General features: G+C 61.3%; 17 protein-coding genes. 11 read left to right on the forward strand and 6 right to left on the reverse strand.

What is annotated here, in order from left to right; all coding sequences use genetic code 11:
* Window positions 1-228 precede the first annotated feature (228 nt).
* The gene (locus ACVWXC_RS07525; protein WP_457391877.1) at window positions 229-2,160 is read left to right on the forward strand and encodes a S9 family peptidase; all 1,932 of its coding nucleotides are present in this window, start codon (window positions 229-231) and stop codon (window positions 2,158-2,160) included.
* A gap of 193 nt (window positions 2,161-2,353) precedes the next feature.
* The gene (locus ACVWXC_RS07530) at window positions 2,354-4,354 is read left to right on the forward strand and encodes a lytic transglycosylase domain-containing protein (protein ID WP_457391875.1); all 2,001 of its coding nucleotides are present in this window, start codon (window positions 2,354-2,356) and stop codon (window positions 4,352-4,354) included.
* Window positions 4,355-4,593: 239 nt separating this feature from the next.
* Here ACVWXC_RS07530 and ACVWXC_RS07535 read toward each other — a convergent pair whose 3' ends face one another.
* Window positions 4,594-4,872 (reverse strand): DUF3082 domain-containing protein, encoded by a 279-nt coding sequence (locus ACVWXC_RS07535; RefSeq protein WP_011430747.1) that lies wholly within the window; start codon window positions 4,870-4,872, stop codon window positions 4,594-4,596.
* Between the two features lie 47 nt (window positions 4,873-4,919).
* Here ACVWXC_RS07535 and ACVWXC_RS07540 point away from each other — a divergent pair, with 47 nt between their 5' ends.
* Window positions 4,920-5,639, forward strand: a complete 720-nt coding sequence (locus tag ACVWXC_RS07540; protein ID WP_240527848.1) for a J domain-containing protein — start codon at window positions 4,920-4,922, stop codon at window positions 5,637-5,639.
* On the opposite strand, the gene ACVWXC_RS07545 is transcribed toward ACVWXC_RS07540, so the two are convergent.
* From ACVWXC_RS07545 to ACVWXC_RS07555, 3 genes are all read right to left on the reverse strand, one after another.
* On the reverse strand, window positions 5,636-6,493 hold the full coding sequence (locus ACVWXC_RS07545) for an SDH family Clp fold serine proteinase (protein WP_457391873.1): 858 nt from the start codon (window positions 6,491-6,493) through the stop codon (window positions 5,636-5,638). The two genes, ACVWXC_RS07540 and ACVWXC_RS07545, sit on opposite strands and share 4 nt — an antisense overlap.
* Window positions 6,494-6,563: 70 nt before the next feature.
* A complete protein-coding gene (locus tag ACVWXC_RS07550) occupies window positions 6,564-7,445 on the reverse strand; it encodes a hypothetical protein (RefSeq protein WP_099813051.1) in 882 nt (293 codons plus the stop codon).
* 1 nt (window position 7,446) lies between these two features.
* Window positions 7,447-8,421, reverse strand: a complete 975-nt coding sequence (locus ACVWXC_RS07555; protein ID WP_011430751.1) for a fatty acid desaturase — start codon at window positions 8,419-8,421, stop codon at window positions 7,447-7,449.
* A gap of 340 nt (window positions 8,422-8,761) precedes the next feature.
* On the opposite strand from ACVWXC_RS07555, the gene psaK reads away from it, so the two are divergent.
* On the forward strand, window positions 8,762-9,007 hold the full coding sequence (psaK, locus tag ACVWXC_RS07560; protein WP_011430752.1) for a photosystem I reaction center subunit PsaK: 246 nt from the start codon (window positions 8,762-8,764) through the stop codon (window positions 9,005-9,007).
* Window positions 9,008-9,132: 125 nt separating this feature from the next.
* Window positions 9,133-9,270: a photosystem II reaction center protein K gene (locus tag ACVWXC_RS07565; protein WP_011430753.1), complete on the forward strand. Its 138-nt coding sequence runs from the start codon at window positions 9,133-9,135 to the stop codon at window positions 9,268-9,270.
* Between the two features lie 164 nt (window positions 9,271-9,434).
* On the opposite strand, the gene ACVWXC_RS07570 is transcribed toward ACVWXC_RS07565, so the two are convergent.
* A complete protein-coding gene (locus ACVWXC_RS07570) occupies window positions 9,435-9,974 on the reverse strand; it encodes a DUF3611 family protein (protein WP_099813050.1) in 540 nt (179 codons plus the stop codon).
* A gap of 111 nt (window positions 9,975-10,085) precedes the next feature.
* Window positions 10,086-10,499, reverse strand: coding sequence for a DUF4168 domain-containing protein (locus ACVWXC_RS07575; RefSeq protein WP_011430755.1), 414 nt, complete (start codon window positions 10,497-10,499; stop codon window positions 10,086-10,088).
* A 343-nt stretch (window positions 10,500-10,842) separates the two neighbouring features.
* Between ACVWXC_RS07575 and bchI the strand changes: the two genes are divergently transcribed.
* From bchI to ACVWXC_RS07605, 6 genes are all read left to right on the forward strand, one after another.
* Window positions 10,843-11,901 (forward strand): magnesium chelatase ATPase subunit I, encoded by a 1,059-nt coding sequence (gene bchI, locus ACVWXC_RS07580; RefSeq protein ID WP_011430756.1) that lies wholly within the window; start codon window positions 10,843-10,845, stop codon window positions 11,899-11,901.
* 88 nt (window positions 11,902-11,989) lie between these two features.
* On the forward strand, window positions 11,990-12,574 hold the full coding sequence (psbP, locus tag ACVWXC_RS07585; protein ID WP_071813523.1) for a photosystem II reaction center PsbP: 585 nt from the start codon (window positions 11,990-11,992) through the stop codon (window positions 12,572-12,574).
* A gap of 217 nt (window positions 12,575-12,791) precedes the next feature.
* Complete coding sequence (cpdA, locus tag ACVWXC_RS07590; protein ID WP_041438436.1) at window positions 12,792-13,586, forward strand: 3',5'-cyclic-AMP phosphodiesterase; 795 nt, start codon at window positions 12,792-12,794, stop codon at window positions 13,584-13,586.
* 134 nt (window positions 13,587-13,720) lie between these two features.
* Window positions 13,721-14,875: a homocysteine biosynthesis protein gene (locus tag ACVWXC_RS07595; RefSeq protein WP_457391869.1), complete on the forward strand. Its 1,155-nt coding sequence runs from the start codon at window positions 13,721-13,723 to the stop codon at window positions 14,873-14,875.
* 143 nt (window positions 14,876-15,018) lie between these two features.
* The gene (locus ACVWXC_RS07600; RefSeq protein WP_011430760.1) at window positions 15,019-15,543 is read left to right on the forward strand and encodes a thermonuclease family protein; all 525 of its coding nucleotides are present in this window, start codon (window positions 15,019-15,021) and stop codon (window positions 15,541-15,543) included.
* A 57-nt stretch (window positions 15,544-15,600) separates the two neighbouring features.
* The gene (locus ACVWXC_RS07605; protein WP_011430759.1) at window positions 15,601-16,269 is read left to right on the forward strand and encodes a cofactor assembly of complex C subunit B; all 669 of its coding nucleotides are present in this window, start codon (window positions 15,601-15,603) and stop codon (window positions 16,267-16,269) included.
* Window positions 16,270-16,362: the final 93 nt, after the last annotated feature.

The raw sequence follows: 16,362 nt of genomic DNA on the forward strand, positions 1-16,362 counted from the left end.
CAACGTCAACAGGGGAAAGGCTAATCCTGCAGTCGAGAAAGCGTTGTGCATCCCTGTTGCCTTAACGTGTTCCATCAAACCCATTCGGCCCGGAGAGAATTGTATCGTGGGATACCTTTTCCCAGAATCCGAGCCCTTTCCCCGCAGGCTGTAGGCAAAGGCAGGGATCCCTTGCTGCCGGCATAATAGGGGTTCTGGGGTCGAGAATTAGTTGAGAGTTAGCAGCTTATGGTGCAACAGGCTGGCTATGGATCTTGGCGATCCCCGATTACCGCTGACCTGGTGGTGACGGGATCCCTGCACTTGGGACAGATGGTTTGGGATCAGGGGGATCTCTACTGGACGGAGGGTCGCCCCCAGGAAAAGGGGCGCAACGTGCTGAGGCGGCAAGCTGCCGGTGGGGCGGTGCAGGAGCTGACGCCGGCCCCTTTTAACGTGCGCACCCGCGTGCACGAGTACGGCGGCGGGGCCTACTGGGTCTCTGAGGGGGTGGTGTATTTCTGCAACTTTGCCGATCAACGGCTCTACCGCCTGTTGCCGGGTTCGGATCCCCAGCCCCTCACCGAGCCAGGCCCCTACCGCTATGCCGACGGGGTGGTGGACAGGGCATTCCGACGCATCCTCTGCGTGCGCGAGGATCACAGCCGTCAGAGAGAGCCGGAAAATACGCTGGTCGCCATCGATCTAGAAAGCGGATCCCAGCAGGTTCTGGCCAGGGGCCACGACTTCTATGCCAGCCCGCGGCTGAGCCCCGATGGCCGCACGCTGGTCTGGCTGAGCTGGGATCACCCCCAAATGCCCTGGGACGGCACAGAGCTGTGGCGGTCTGAGGTGAACCCTGACGGCAGCTTGGGAGAACCTCAAAAGCTGGCCGGTGGCCCTGCCGAGTCGATCTTCCAGCCCCAGTGGTCACCGCAAGGGGATCTCTACTTTGTTTCCGATTGCAGCGGCTGGTGGAACCTCTATCGCTGGGATCCCCAGGGCCCCATTCCCCTCTGCCCTATGGAAGCGGAGTTTGGAGAGCCGCAGTGGGTGTTTGGCCTGAGCACCTACGGCTTCTGTGGCGATGGGCGCATCCTGGCCTGCTACCAACAGGGGGGTCTGTGCCATTTGGCCTACCTGGATCCCCAGTCGGGGCAACAGGAAGAGATCCCTTTGCCCTACACCGAGATCCACAATCTGCAGGTAAGTGGGGAAAAAGCCGCTTTCCTGGCCGGATCCCCGACGGAAGCCACTGCCTTGGTCTGCCTAGACTTACCCTCCAGCCAAGTGGAGGTGGTGGCCCGTTCTAGCAGCGTGGCGGTAGAGCCGGAGTACTTGTCGATCCCCGAACCCATCGCCTTTCCCACCTCAGGCGGGGCAGTGGCCTACGGTTTCTTCTATCCCCCCAAAAACCGCGACTTCGTGGCCCCTGCCGGCGAAAAACCGCCCCTGCTCGTGAAAAGCCACGGTGGGCCCACAGGGGCGACGGCAGCCGTGCTCGACCTGGGGATCCAATACTGGACCAGCCGCGGGATTGCCGTTTTGGATGTCAACTACCGCGGCAGCAGCGGCTATGGGCGGGCCTACCGGGAGGCCCTCAAGGGCCGCTGGGGCCTTGTGGACGTGGAAGATTGCATCGCTGGGGCCCAATTCTTGGCAGCCCAGGGCAAGGTGGACGGGGAGCGGCTGCTCATTCGCGGCGGCAGCGCCGGCGGCTACACCACCCTGGCGGCCCTGACGTTTCACACCGTCTTCAAGGCCGGCGCCAGCTACTACGGGGTGAGCGATCTAGAGGCCCTAGCCCAGGAGACCCACAAGTTTGAGTCCCACTACTTGGACAGCTTAATTGGCCCCTACCCGGAGCGGCGGGATCTCTACCGGGAGCGCTCTCCCATCCACCACCTGGAGGGTCTCAACTGCCCCGTTATCTTCTTTCAAGGCCTGGAGGACGCCATCGTCCCTCCCAACCAAGCAGAGAGGATGGTGGCTGCCCTGCAGGCCAAGGGGATCCCGGTGGCCTATGTCCCTTTTGCCGGTGAGCAGCACGGCTTTCGCCAGGCAGCCAACCTCAAACGGGCCCTGGAGGCAGAGCTTTATTTCTACGCCCAGATCCTAGGGTTTCCCTTGGCGGAGCTTATCGAGCCGGTTCCCATTGCCAACTGGCCTCCTCCTCGTTGAGGTTACTTGTCCTGGCTCAGCGCCTCCCCATTGGGTATCCTAGTCAAGGACGCTGGGGAAGGGAGGCATGCAGAGCAGAACAAGCCACCGGCAACTCTGGAGGCGATGGCTTGCCGCGACCTTAGCAGCAGGCGGAGTACTGGGCGGCGTCCTGTGGGGCTTTTACGCCTCCTCCTGGGCAGAACCTGTCGAGATGGCGGCGGCGCCTCCAGCACCCCTGAGCTCGACTTCTGGCGCCGCCTTTTTGCGCGCCTACAAAGCCCTGCAGGCCGGCCAAGCGCAAGCGGCCCTGGAGCACCTGCAGGGCTTGGAAGAAAAGCTGCCAGTTCTCACCGACGAGATCTGGAAGCTCAGGGCTCAGGCTTATGAAAAGCTGGGGGATCGAGAAACAGCCCGCCAGATCTGGTGGCCCAAGATCTTGCAGGAGTATCCCCACAGCCCGGTGGCCGCCTACGCCCTCTGGGGAATGGGCCAGGTGGATCAGTTGCGGCGGCAATTTCCCACCCACCCCCTGACGGCCCGCGCCCTCAAGCACCTGCTGGAGCTGGATCCTGACCGGTATGACCTGCTGCGGGATCTGGCCTTGCACCACCCGCAAACCCCTGGGTTAACGCCGCTGCTGGATCGCTGGCGGCAAGCCCAAGAGGGATCCCTCACGGCCTCCGATTGGCAGATCCTGGCCGATGCCTATTGGGAGCAGCGGGAGTACGGCAAAGCCGCCCGCGCCTACGGGCGTGCCCCCACCACCTCTCGCAATCTCTACCGCCAGGGGCGCAGCCACCAGATCTCGCGGGAGTTGCCCCAGGCGAGAGCGGCTTACCAAGCGCTGCTGGCACAGTTTCCCGATGGGCCAGAGGCTTCTCTCACCCGCCGCCGTTTGGCGGAACTGAGCGACCTGCCGACGGCGATCGACTTGCTTCGCCAGGTGGGATCCGGCTCGGATAGAGAAGCTCCAGAAGCGTTGCTCAGCCTCAGCCAACTGTATGACCGCAACGGCAGCCCGCAATCGGCCCAGGCGGTGCGGCAGACCCTTTGGGAGCGCTTCCCAGTCAGCGAAGCCGCGGCCACCGCCGCCTGGACGGTGGCTTGGCGCCAGGCGCAAACGGGCAATCTCAGCCAAGCCATTGCTCTAGCCCAGCAGATTGGCTTGGCCCAGCGGGATACGGAAATGGGGGCGCAACTGCTCTACTGGGCCGGCAAATGGCGGGAACGGCTGGGGGAGGTGGCTGCGGCGCGGCAAACCTATCAGCAGGTGCTGCGGCAGTTTCCCCACACCTACTACGCCTGGCGGGCGGCGGCGCAACTGGGCTGGCCAGTAGGAGATTTCTCCAGCGGCCGCCAAAGGGTTGAGGTGGATTTTCAGCCCGTTCGCCAACCTTTGCCCGCCGTTTCCGAGGCTACCCAGACCCTGCATCTCATTGGCGCTGGCCAACTGGCCTGGGAGCGCTGGCAGGGGGAAATGGCTCTGCTGCAACGGGATCCCGGCCAGATGAGCGTGGCCGAGCGCTTTGCCAGCGGCATTTTGCGCAACAACGCCGGCGAGCACCTGCGGGGCATCAACCAGGTGGCTGCCCTGCGCTTTAGCGCCGAGCCCGACCCGCTGCTGCCGACCCTGAGACAGCGCCAGGATTTCTGGCAGGCCATCTACCCGCTGCACTACTACGCCAGCCCAGAAAACACCTGGGAAAGGGATCCCTACGCCCAGCCCGGCCTGGCCCGCTGGTCGCGGCAATTTAACCTCAATCCCTTGATGGTGGCGGCCCTGATCCGCCAGGAATCCCGCTTTGAGCCAGAGATCGTCTCGGCCTCGGGAGCGCTGGGCCTGATGCAGGTGATGCCTGCCACCGGCCGCTGGATTGCCCAAAAAATCGGCCTAGCCCAGTACAGCCTCACCAACCCCGCCGACAATCTTCACCTGGGATCCTGGTACTTCGACTACACCCACCGCACCTACCAAGACAACACCCTCCTGGCCCTGGCCAGCTACAACGGCGGCCCCGGCAACGTGGCCAGGTGGCTGAGCCGCTTCGGCTTTGAGGATCCCGATGAATTTGTGGAGCAGATCCCCTTCGCCGAAACCCGTGGCTATGTCAAGTCTGTCTTTGGCAACTACTGGAACTACTGGCAGCTCTACACCCAAGAGGGGCGCACCTTGGTCAGCCAGCGCCTGCAACCGCACCTGTCAAATGATTGACGTTCTCCCCAGCCCCAAGGGGCGGGAATTCTTTCTTGCTCATCGCGAGCTACGCAGACGTACCGGTGAGATTGCCACCGCACGCCTCCTTCTTTCCCCCCCGTATACGGAGGGATGAAAGAGGGCGCGGGGCCTGCGCCGCCAAGGTTTTGGTCAAACTAGTGTCCAACCTGAGCGAGAGGCTGGAGGGTAGCCTCCGGCGCGATCTGTTGGCCAGCAGGCTCACAGCTCTTCTAGAGCTAGCGTCGGGAGGAGGTCAGCCTTTCCCCCAGCAACTGCACCGAGTAGGCCGCCAGCCCCAAGCCCACCATGAAAAACATGAAGGCGATCAGGGAAACGGATCCCACCAGCAGGTAGCGCACCAGAATGCTGATCCCCCGCGCCAGGGATCCGCTTTCCAGGTCGATGGGCGGCAACTTGGCCAGCATCGAGAGCAGCAATTGTAGGAACCCATAGCCCAAACTGGCAGCAAAGGCAGCCCCCAAGAGGGCGCTGAGGGGATGGGGGGAGGACGGCATGGGGCAGCACCGGAAAACTCACCCTTATTGTAGGCTCCAGGTACAATATGAGCGTTTGTCCTGAGAACGAAATGATGGGGAGCGGGTCTGAAGCAGTTTCCCACTACGAAGTGTTGGGGGTTTCGGTGCTGGCGACGGCAGCGGAGATCAAGTCTGCCTATCGCCGTTTGGTCAAGTACCACCATCCCGACAGCCTGCTGGCCAAAAAAGACGGGGCTGCTGCTGAACGCATTCGCCAGATCAACGCCGCCTACGCGGTGCTCAAGGATCCGCAAGCCCGCCGCGAGTACGACCGACAACTGCGCGCTAGCTGGGCCTCGCGCCACCCTCAGCCGACGGGCTCCCCCTCGGAGACGGTCAGCCAGGAGGCTATTGCCCGCGAAGCCTGGATTCGGCAGGTCTACACTCCTCTGAACCGAGTTTTGGGGCCTTTACTGTCTTCTCTCAAGCCGCAGTTAAATGCCTTAGCGGCAGATCCTTTTGATCCCGATTTGCTGGAGGCCTTTGGCCTGTATCTGGAGGAGTGTACGCAGAAACTGGCCCAAGCTCAGCAGATCTTTCGCCGCCTTCCCAATCCCAGCAGCCTAGGGGGGGTGGCTTCTCGCCTCTACTATGCCCTCAACCACTTGGAAGATGCCCTGGAGGAGCTGAGCTATTTCCCGCTGAACTTTGACGATCGCCACCTGCACACTGGGCAAGAGCTGTTTCGGCGGGCGGAAGGGTTGCGTCGAGAAGCCATAGACACCTACGCCCAGAGTTCGCCCTAGCGAGACCCGCCGCCGGGTGGAGAGGGGCGGGAATCGTAGGGGGTGGGAATGTACTGCACGGAAGGACGGCCCATGCTGGCCTGGGGGTACAAGTCCATCAGGGCGTAGATCTGGGGCGGCAACTCGGTGGAGATGGGCAGGCCCAGCTCCCGCGCTTCTTCAGCCGTAATCGGGTAGTCGTGGGTCACCCGCCCGCTGGTCAGGGCCTGGATGAGGGGCTCGATGCGTTCGGGGGCAATTTTGCGCTTGGGCACATCGTCCTTGAGCAGCTCCCGCACAAAGTTCTGCACCTGGTGCATCGCCTTGCGGGCCAGATCTGCCAGGATCAGAGTCTGGTCGTCGATCTCGGCAATGGGCTTTTCCGCCACCACCTGCAGAATACTGGCCGCAGCATAGCCGCCCAACTGGGGATCCACCGGCCCCAGCACCGCATTGGCATCCATGACGATTTCATCGGCGGCCAGGGCCAGCATCGTCCCCCCCGACATGGCGTAGTGGGGCACAAACACCGTCACCTTGGCCGGGTGCCGGATCAGGGCGCGGGCAATTTGCTCGGTGGCCAGCACCAGGCCGCCAGAGGTGTGCAGAATCAAATCAATGGGGGTGTTGGGCGGGGTGAGGCGGATCGCCCGCAAAACCTGCTCCGAGTCCTCGATGCTGATGTAGCGGGAAACCGAGATCCCCAAAAAACTAATCGACTCCTGGCGGTGGATGAGCAAAATCACCCGGCTGCCCCGCTTCTGCTCCAACTCCCGGATCGCCAACAAACGGCGAAACTCCTGGGCGCGACGGTTCAACAGGGGTTGCAACGAGCTGAAGATCAAAAAAATCCAAAATAGGCTGCCCCAGTCCACTTTCGCGCCTCAAGCGGGATCCCTTTGCCTCCAGCATAGAGGATACGGAACCTCTGGTGATCTGCAGGCCTCACGCGTTGGGTTCAGACGCCGCAAAAAAGCGATCCAAGGCCCGCAGCAAATCCGGTACAGAAGTTTGGTTAATCCAGGAGCGAATGTAAGCCCGCTGCTCCGCCAAGTTTTCAAGACGGCCCAGCTTTTGCATGGCCAAAAGGCGGCTTTCTGCCTCGGCGCGGTTGATTTGTAAGTCCAGCCGCTGCTCCGGGGTGAGGGGATGCTCTGTCTGGGCCAACAGGTGATCGGCCACCATCAGGAACACCAGAGGCCCCGCCAGCTCCACCTGAGACTCGGCTTCCGGCTCAGAATCGGCCCCGGCGAGATCCTGGAGATCTTGAAAGAGATCCTGCCCCAGTTGCAGCAGCTCTTCTGCTGAGGCAGCCCGCAGCGCTGTCTCCGCAGCAGCCCGCAGCGGCTCTGGGGAAACCTTGTGGCGAGCGGCCAATTCTGCCAGGGCCTGTTCCCATTGATCCCGTTGGGCTTGCAACACAGCTTTCTCTTGCGGAGAAAAATCCAGCCGCTCCAGCAACACCTGCAAAGCCACAGCCCCCACCAACAGGGGCGGAAAGCGCAACAGGGTAGAGCCGGATCCCGCCTGCTCCAAAAAGGCTTCCAAATCGGGGCCGGATCCCCTGTCCAACAAATCCTGCAGGTAGGCCAGCACCTGCGGCGGCGAAGTCAGCCTCAGGATCCCTCGGGCCTGCGCCCGCAACTCTGCCGGGATCCCAAGGGTTTGCAATTGGGCTTCCGCCCGCGCTTGCGCTTCCGCAATCACCTCTGGCAAATCCGCCGTCGCCTGACCGGCCTGTAAGAGAACCTGGCTGGTGTCCTGCAGCAAGCTGGCCGCCTCCACAAACAGCAGCAACTGAGGGATCCGCAGCGTCGGCAAGACCATGTTAACTAAGCCTCAGATCCGCAGCGGATCCCGCAGATTCTGGATCGGCTGGCGCAGCGGAACGGGTTGGCCCGTTGGGCTTGTGCCAGTGCAGGCCAATCAGCGCGTCGTACAAAAAGCTCCAAAACTCCCCTCTCTCCCAGATCCCCAGCGTTTGCTGGCAGTTACGCGCGTCCAGCTCAGGTTTGGCCGCCCAGTAGGCCGCCTGATACTTGTACCAGGGAACCGAGGGCCAGAGATGGTGGATCAAGTGATAGTTTTGCCCCAGCAGCAGAATATTGGTCAGCCAGCCAGGGTAAACCCTGGCGTTGTACCACCGCTCTTGGGATTGAAAAGGGCGATGGGGCAGATAGTCGAAAAACAGGCCCAACAAGAAGCCCATAATAAAGGCGGGGGGCAGCCAATAGTTCATGATGTAGTCGGTGTAGCCAAAGTGAATGGCCAGCGCAAACGTTAGGATCACCACCAGCCGACTCAGCCCCCATTGCAGCAGATCCCAGCGACCTTTGCGCCAGAGCTGCCGCTTGAAGAAAAACACCTCATGGTAGAAAAAGCGCGGCGCAATTAGCCACAGCGGCCCGCCCGTAGACACATAGTGATCGGGATCGTCTTCGGGATGGTTGACGTGGGCATGGTGTTGCATGTGCACCCGCTTAAAGACCGGATAGACAAAGCCCTGTAACAGGGCAGAGCCATGGCCCAGCGCCTCGTTTAAAAAGCGGTTGCGGTGGGCCGAGCCGTGCGAGGCATCGTGGATCACTGTGCCCAGAACATACAGGGCGACAAAATTCAGCCAAAACACCAGCCAGCGGGGCCAATGCCAAAAGGCGTACCCGCCAAAGCAAGAGGCCGAAAGCGCCACCGCCGCCAAAAACATCAGCAGGGTGGGATTCCAAAATTCTGGCGGCGGCCCCAACAGCTCACGGGGTAACGCAAAAGGCTTGGGATCCGGTTGCGGAGTCGCAGCAGCAGTCATCGGCAGCCATCCTTGGGTGTGCACAGCGCAGACGGTGAGGATGGATTAAGGCAACAAAGCCAGGTCATCACCTCAAAAGCGGGGGAAGAGAACAATTTGTTAACTTTCGTTAGTATACGGCAGAGAGCTGCTCCCCTCGTTGGCCCAGGCCGGATTTTTCTTGCCAACTCCAGCCCGTCTCGACCGTTCCCGGCGAGGGGTAGATCGGCCATGAGGCCAGAAGAAGCCACAGTGTGAGGTTTTGTTGCGGCCTCTGTTGCAATTCATGTGGGGAGCCCTTTGGGAGTTGCGGAATGGGGGTAATCTAGGGGGCGGTTAACCTGAGCTGAGGAGGAAAACCATGCTGCCCATTGTTGCGCCGTTGGCTATGACTGCCCAAACCAGCCCTTGGTCTCCCCTGAGCGCGGTGATTATCCTGCTCTGCACAGGGCTGGCCTACCTAAGCTTCAAGTCCTCTTCGGGTGTGGCTTCAGAAACCGGGCCTGTGTTGGGGATGACCTGGCCGGAAGTGCTGGGGGTCGCCAGCTTCGGCCATCTGCTGGGCGTGGGGGTGATCTTGGGCCTCTCCAATATGGGGGTTCTCTGAGGCATTTTCCGTTTACATTTCTTGACCTTAGCGGGAATCTCCGCCCGGCAATGTTAAACTCTCTATCAATCCTGAAAAAGAGCAGTTTCTCCAGCTCCACTTCCTTCTTGTCGAGGTTTGTTGTCATGCCTGCGATGATGCTCCTGGCGGCTTTGCCAGAAGGCTATGAGTTGTTCGATCCCCTGATCGACATTTTGCCGATTATCCCCGTTTTGTTTTTCCTGCTGGCTTTTGTTTGGCAGGCGGCGGTGGGCTTTAAGTGAAGCCCTCGGAATCTGCGATTGGCAACTACGGACTTTGGGACTGCTTTTGCTTACCCCTCTTGTTCTGGCGGGGGGGTAGTTTTAGTTGGGGCAGGTTTGGGGCAGGCCGCTGCGCCGCAGGCCTGATTCTCTGCCTTGCAAAGCTGAGACTGGCTGGCTGGGGTTCAGGGCTCGCGGTCGAGGGCGCCGGTAATCCAGAGCACCCCTGCCAAGCAGACGAAGTGGGCAAAGGTAACGTTGATATTGGCAGCCAGCAGCAGCACTCCTGCCGTCTGGGTGCTCAGCGTGCGGGTAAACAGCCGCACCAGCAGCTCTCCCACCTGCGCCTCCATAGCGATGAGGGCCAAGAAAGCGCCGGTCAGGCTGACATAGGTAACCCATTGCAACTGCTTGGGCAGATCCAACTGGCTTGGGGTAGCGGCGGATACTGAGCGGCGCTCCGCCTGGAGCAGGTAGCGCCAGTTAAAGAAGAGACCGGCTGCCAGGGTTAGAAGGGTAAACAGGGTAAACCAGAAGGCGATAAAGGCCCCCGTCGAGTCGTCGCGATAGAGGGTATTCTGGCCAACCAAAAATCCCAGCCAGAGCAGCAGAGCTGTTGCCCCCAGAACCGCCTGAAACCAGAACCCGAAGCGGCGCGTCAGGCGCAAGCGAGACTTCATGCGCTCGACAGCCACCCGTACTGACGGCGACATAGGCTCGTTCATCGCTCTCCCCCCGCTCTCTACGGACGAGCACTGACCTCCGCTTCCAGCCTACCGCTATCTTCCGTCCTCCGTCACATCCAGGCCAAAGCGCTGCAGGGGATCCAAGGGGGGTTAGGGTTTGGGGCTAGGGCTCACGCTGGGATCCCCGCTTTGCAGGCGCAGGATTTCGGCTTCGATGCGATGTCGGAGGGTTTTGCCTTCTTCGGAGCGAATCCACAAGGTAATGCGGTTGTATTCGGGCACGGTCATGCCGTGGCGGGTGATGATCTCGGTGGCGGTGCGAATGAACTCCCGCCGGATTTGATCTTTGCTGGCCGGATCCGCGGTGGCCTGGGAGCGCTGCTGGGCCTGTTGTCGGTGGGGCTCCATCTCCAGGACGATGCGGGCGTACTTGGCGACCTGTTCATCGGTCAAAACCAGAGAGGTGGCCGGGGTTTGGGCTACGGCAAGGGAAATGCCCAAGACAGGGATCCAAGTACAGGCCCAGATCAGGCCCACCAGCCCTTTTTGGGCCAAGTTGGGCATGGAGAATGCTGTCCACCGTCTCCGACTTGCTTGACCTGACACCGCTGCTATCTCCCCACCCGATAACTGGTCTTCAACAGGGTTGCTGGCGCTTTTGGGATCCTCCCTACTTTGGTGTAGCTCTCGCCTTTACCCAGCTTCAACCCACTCCGGGTATAGGCTCTGATGCTATCTGTCTGTTTTTCCCGGCAAAAGGCCAGGGATCCCAGAGCCTGCTTTTTATTTGACCGAAAAGCGGCCTTGAGGTTCCTGGTGCGGCCTTTCCATCTCTTTCCTGCCCATCTCGACGGCCCAGGGGGAGTGGCCTCTGGGATAATGGGGGTAGATGCTCGTTGTTGCCTCTATGAACTTGGAACGTCGCCCGGTTTTCCCGTTTACCGCCATTGTCGGCCAGGAGGAGATGAAGTTGGCCCTGCTCCTCAACGTCATCGATCCCCGCATCGGCGGGGTGCTGATCATGGGGGATCGCGGCACGGGCAAGTCCACCACCATCCGCGCCTTGGCCGATCTGCTGCCCCAGATCGAGGTTGTCAAGGGGGATCCGTTCAACAGCCACCCGCGGCAGCGGGATCTGATGAGCGACCAGGTGTGGGAGCGCCTGCAGGCGGGGGAAACCCTGGAAACCACCTGGATCCAGGTGCCGATGGTGGATCTGCCCCTGGGAGCCACGGAAGACCGGGTCTGCGGCACTCTCGACATCGAGCGCGCCTTGTCTCAGGGGGTGAAGGCTTTTGAGCCGGGGCTCTTGGCCAAGGCCAACCGCGGCATCCTCTACGTGGACGAGGTCAACCTCCTGGACGACCACCTGGTGGATGTCTTGCTGGATGCGGCGGCCTCTGGCTGGAACACGGTGGAGCGGGAAGGGATTTCCATTCGCCACCCGGCCCGCTTTGTCCTGGTGGGATCCGGCAACCCTGAAGAGGGAGAATTGCGGCCCCAACTCTTGGATCGCTTCGGCATGTTTGTCCGCATCGAGACGGTGCGGGATCCGGCCCTGCGAGTGCAGATCGTGGAGGAGCGCAGCCAGTTCGACGCCGACCCCCAGGCTTTTCTGGCCAAATACGCCGAGGCCCAGCAGCGCCTGCGGGAGCGCATTGAAAAGGCCCAGCACCTCTTGCCGACTGTGATGGTGGATCCTGAGTTGCGCCTGAAGATCTCCGGCGTGTGTGCGGCGCTGGAGGTGGATGGGCTGCGGGGCGATATCGTCACCAACCGGGCAGCCAAGGCGTTGGCAGCTCTGGAGGGGCGCAGCGAGGTCACCGTTGCCGATATTCGCCGGGTCATCAGCTTGTGTTTGCGCCACCGCCTGCGCAAGGATCCGCTGGAAACCATCGACTCCGGCTACAAGGTCGAGAAGGCCTTTAGCGAGGTGTTTCAGGTGAGCCTGGAGAGCGCCGCTTAGCTCTCACCCCCAGCCCCTCTCCCCCTGGGAGAGGCGCCCATATTAGGATGATTGAGATGGGTAACCAATCTGAGCGGAGGATCCCGGCATGTCAGCAGCACAAGGTGGGCATCTTGCCCGATTCGGACAGCGGCTCTCTGGGGTGTTGTTACTGCTCTGTGTTTGCCTCAGCTTGCTCACCGGTGCCTGCTCCGCAGGCTCTAACTTGCGCGCCTACAGGGATCCTGGCGGAGCCTTTGCCTTTGCCTATCCCAACGGCATGGTGGCAGTGAACTTGGGGCCAGGGAAAGGGCCAGCGGTGCTTCTGCGCGACTTGGTCTACGAGACGGAGAACGTCAGCCTGATGATTGCCCCCTTTGATAAGGGAGAGACGATTGCCGATCTGGGTGGCCCGGACGAGGTGGGGCAATTGGTGGCGGAGAAGATCATCGCCCCGGAAGGCTCTGGTCGCTCGACCAAGCTGTTGGCCGCCGAAGCTTTTGAGCGGCAAGGCCGGCCCTACTACCTGTTTGAGTACCAAACCGATATCGGATCCCAGCTCCGCCACGAGGTAGTGACGGTAACCGTGCGCCACCATCGCCTCTATACTCTGACTGCCTCCACCCAAGAATCCCGCTGGCCGCAGGTGCAGGCTGCCTTCAGGAATGTGGGCCATTCTTTGAATGTCTCTTAAGACTTTTCTCCAAGATTTTTTGAGAATCTTAGCTGCTCTAGGAAGCCTCAGCCAAGGCAGGCCTGATTGCAGAAATTGCATCAATGCCCAATCCATATAAAGGTTGTACCAATTGAGATCGATTTGGCTCTTCAGATCCCAGGCGAGACATCTGCTGCTAAAACGGTAATGTTTTAAATCTGCAGAGATGGGCTTCTATCCCCCTTCAGTCTGGTCTATGACCGTATACGTGGTTCAGATCAGCGACCTGCATCTGTTTGCCAAGCCGCACCAGCGGCTGTTGGGGGTGGACACGGAGACCTCTTTCCTGCAGGTGCAAAAGGCCATTGCCGCCTTGGATCCCTTGCCCGATCTGCTGCTGCTCACCGGGGATCTCGCCCAGGATGGCAGCGCCGCCGCCTATGCCCGTTTGCGGGAGCATCTGCGAGCTCTTCCCATCGACACCTATTGGCTGGCGGGAAACCACGATCGCCTTCATAACATGAACTCAGAGCTCTGCGCCGAGCGAGTACACCGGGAGAAAAGCTTCAGCCGAGAGAACTGGAGCTTTATTTTGTTGAACTCTCTGGTGCCGGGCAAAGACAGCGGCTACCTAACGGATGGCGCCTTGCTGTGGCTCCGCCAGGAGCTGCAGCGCAGCCAGGCTGCCCAGAACCATGTTCTCTTGGCCCTGCATCACCCCCCCTTCTCGGTGGATTCCGACTGGCTGGATCAGAGTGCCCTGCAGCAGCCGGAGCGGCTGTTTCAGGTTTTGGACGAGTTCGACCACATTCGCCTGGTGATCTTCGGCCACATCCACCAAGACCTGCACCGCCGCCGGCAGGGGGTCGATTACTTTGCCTGTCCCTCCACCTGTGTGCAATTTCGCCCCAAAAGCTCTCGGTTTAGCCTGGACGTGATCCCCCCGGCCCTGAGGCAGATATGGCTGGAGCAGGATGGCAGCTTCAAAACCCAGGTGCAACGGGTGGAAGCCGCCCTGCAAATGCCCAACCTAGCTCTGAAAGGGTACTGAAAGATCCCCCTCTCAGCCGACGGCAACCCTCCCCCCTCGAGCGCCTTTGGGCTCTCTAAGCTATTGATATTGATTGGCGCTGTGGCCCCTCTGGGAGGGAGATCTGCCCAGACCCTTGCCATCTTTTGAAGGCGATGGAAAGAACTCTAGAAGAAATTAACCGGCGCATTGCCAAAGGCCAGGTGCGGGTGTGGACGGCCCTGGAAGCCAAGGCCAAGCTGGCCACCCTCAGCCTTGAGGAGGCCTTTGAGCAGGTGGATGTGGTAACCACGGGCACCTTTGAGCCGATGGAGTCGTCGGGGGCCATCCTCAACCTGGGCCATACGGATCCGCCGATCAAGATTCGCCAGGCTTGGCTAAATGGGGTGCCCGCCTATGCCGGCTTTGGCGCCGTGGATCTTTACCTAGGGGCAGCCCAGCCCAGCGAGCAAGCCGATCACCCCTACGGGGGCGGCCACGTTATCGCCGATCTGGTGGCCGGCAAGCGGGTGCACCTGCGGGCTGTTGGCCAGGTAACCGACTGCTATCCCCGCGCTGACTACGAGACCACCCTGACGCGGGATCAGCTCAACCAGTTCTACCTGTTCAACCCCCGCAACGCCTACCAAAACTTCATTGTCGGCGTCAACGGCGGGGATCGGCCCCTGTACACCTATTTGGGCCTGCTGGAGCCGCACCTGGGCAATGCCGTCTATTCCAATCCAGGTGAGCTCTCCCCCCTCCTCAACGACCCCCTCCTGCGCCGGGTGGGGATCGGCAGCCGCATCTTTCTGGGGGGCAGCATCGGCTACATCGCCTGGGAAGGCACCCAACACTTCCCGCGGCAAAAACGGCTGCCCAACCAAACCCCCATCGGCCCTGCCGCCACCTTGGCCCTCATTGGCGACGCCAAACAGATGCAAGCCGAATGGGTGCGGGGCTGCTACTTCCGCAACTACGGCCCCAGCTTGATGTTGGGGGTTGGGATCCCCATCCCCATCCTTTCCCCCGCCGATCTGGAGCCCATCGCCATCCGGGATGAGGAGCTGGTGGCGCCGGTGATCGACTTTTCCATCCCCCGGCGGGTGCGCCCCACCTTTGGCCTGGTGAGCTATGCCCAGCTCAAATCCGGCCACATCACCCTCAACGGCCGCAAGGTGCGCACCGCTCCCCTGGCCAGCCTGCGCCGCTCGATGCAAGTTGCTGAGATCCTCAAACAATGGATTGTAAGCGGTCAGTTTACGCTCACCCAGCCGGTTGCTCCCCTATCCTTGGATCGGGAGTTTCTCGCCCAGAACCCCCACCCATAGTAGGAATCCCCATCTCCCAAACCGGCCATCGGATCCCTGGCAAGGGGTTGTCTTCCAGGCAGTTGCCGCTACCATTACGACTTAGGTGTTGCCGACAAACGCTCCCTGGGGGAGGGGAGCCGCTATCCGCAAGGGGGAAAGACATGTTCCGGCGTATTGCTGTTGGCTCTGCGGTGTTGGGATGGCTCTTGGCCCTGCCCGGCCACGGCTTTGGGGAGCGGCGGGTCGTGCCCGATACCCCCTTCTACTTCGACAACCACTACTTTGATCGCTACCCGGATGCAGTGGTGGTGAGCGTGGTCAACGGTGACACGCTGGTGGTGCAGGTCGAAGGGGAACAGAAATTGCGCCTCATCCGCCTGGCCGGGATCCAAGGTCTTAGCCCGGAGGAGGATCCCTTTTACCAGCAAGCAATTGAGCTGATGCGGGAGCGCATCCTGCACCGCACCGTCAAGCTGGAAGGGGATAAGCTGCTGCGCAATGTGGATGCCACCGGCTTGGTGGAGGCCTACGTCTGGCTGGAGGGCCAGCAGATGAACGCTATGCTGGTGCGCAACGGCCTGGCCCGCATCGCTCCCTACAGCCACAACATCAAATACGACAGCTACTTCGGTGGCCTGCAAAAAAGAGCCCGCCAAGAGCGCCTCGGCATCTGGAGCCGCCTCTGACGCCTTGGATAGCTCTAGACTGGGTTTACTGGGCACTCTGAGAGACGTCTGCCTGCTTTGAGGGTTAAATCCACTCCGGCTTCCCGGGATCCCAATCGCTGGCTGAGGCGGCTGCCTTTGGTGACCGGCCTTCTGGGCAGCGTCCTTGTGCTGGCCAATCGCCTGCTGTTTACGCCGGAGTTGCTGGCCAGCCAGTCCCGCTCCGACGCCTTGGGGATCCTCCTCAGCGCTGTTTTGATCTTGACCGGCCTGCTGTGGCAGCAGATCCAGCCGCGTCCTCCCCAGGCTGCCCCCCTGCAGGGAAGTCCAGGTTGCGACTGGCACCCGGATCTGTCCGAGAGGGAAAAACTGGAGCTGGCCTGGGCTTCCCACACCCTGCTCAGCACCACCGCCGCCCGCACCGTGGTGATCTGGGTGGAGGGGCGCACCCTGCTGCAGCGGGGGATCCTGGCCAGCCCCGGCCACTTGCCCTCCCTGCAGCTTCAGGGCACCCTGCAGCAGGTATTGGAGACACGTCAGCCCCTCTACCTGGGGGATCTGAGATTTTTCCCCGCCCGCGCCGAGTTCGACGGCCTGTTGCCCCCCGGATCCCAGGCAGTTCTCTGCCAGCCCATCGGCCAGAGGGGATGCCTCATTTTGGGCAGCGACAGGCCGCGCAGCTTCAGCCGCCAGGAGCGGGCCTGGGTTGCCGCCATCGCCGACAAACTGGAAGCCCTATTTGCCTAGCTGATACATTTACGCTGAACACTGCTGAGCATTACTGCTCAGCGGTGAAGCGATAGCATTCTGTCCGTTTCCGTTGTCACTACGCGATGCTGA

The sequence above is a fragment of the Thermostichus sp. OS-CIW-20 genome, assembly GCF_054061455.1.

Bases quoted from the DNA above. Each gene is read 5' to 3' on its own strand.
- ACVWXC_RS07525 (WP_457391877.1), top strand. From the start codon at position 229: ATGGTGCAACAGGCTGGCTATGGATCTTGGCGATCCCCGATTACCGCT.
- ACVWXC_RS07530 (WP_457391875.1), top strand. From the start codon at position 2,354: ATGGCGGCGGCGCCTCCAGCACCCCTGAGCTCGACTTCTGGCGCCGCC.
- ACVWXC_RS07535 (WP_011430747.1), bottom strand. From the start codon at position 4,872: ATGCCGTCCTCCCCCCATCCCCTCAGCGCCCTCTTGGGGGCTGCCTTT.
- ACVWXC_RS07540 (WP_240527848.1), top strand. From the start codon at position 4,920: ATGAGCGTTTGTCCTGAGAACGAAATGATGGGGAGCGGGTCTGAAGCA.
- ACVWXC_RS07550 (WP_099813051.1), bottom strand. From the start codon at position 7,445: ATGGTCTTGCCGACGCTGCGGATCCCTCAGTTGCTGCTGTTTGTGGAG.
- ACVWXC_RS07555 (WP_011430751.1), bottom strand. From the start codon at position 8,421: ATGACTGCTGCTGCGACTCCGCAACCGGATCCCAAGCCTTTTGCGTTA.
- psaK (WP_011430752.1), top strand. From the start codon at position 8,762: ATGCTGCCCATTGTTGCGCCGTTGGCTATGACTGCCCAAACCAGCCCT.
- ACVWXC_RS07565 (WP_011430753.1), top strand. From the start codon at position 9,133: ATGCCTGCGATGATGCTCCTGGCGGCTTTGCCAGAAGGCTATGAGTTG.
- ACVWXC_RS07570 (WP_099813050.1), bottom strand. From the start codon at position 9,974: ATGAACGAGCCTATGTCGCCGTCAGTACGGGTGGCTGTCGAGCGCATG.
- ACVWXC_RS07575 (WP_011430755.1), bottom strand. From the start codon at position 10,499: ATGCCCAACTTGGCCCAAAAAGGGCTGGTGGGCCTGATCTGGGCCTGT.
- bchI (WP_011430756.1), top strand. From the start codon at position 10,843: ATGAACTTGGAACGTCGCCCGGTTTTCCCGTTTACCGCCATTGTCGGC.
- psbP (WP_071813523.1), top strand. From the start codon at position 11,990: ATGTCAGCAGCACAAGGTGGGCATCTTGCCCGATTCGGACAGCGGCTC.
- cpdA (WP_041438436.1), top strand. From the start codon at position 12,792: ATGACCGTATACGTGGTTCAGATCAGCGACCTGCATCTGTTTGCCAAG.
- ACVWXC_RS07595 (WP_457391869.1), top strand. From the start codon at position 13,721: ATGGAAAGAACTCTAGAAGAAATTAACCGGCGCATTGCCAAAGGCCAG.
- ACVWXC_RS07600 (WP_011430760.1), top strand. From the start codon at position 15,019: ATGTTCCGGCGTATTGCTGTTGGCTCTGCGGTGTTGGGATGGCTCTTG.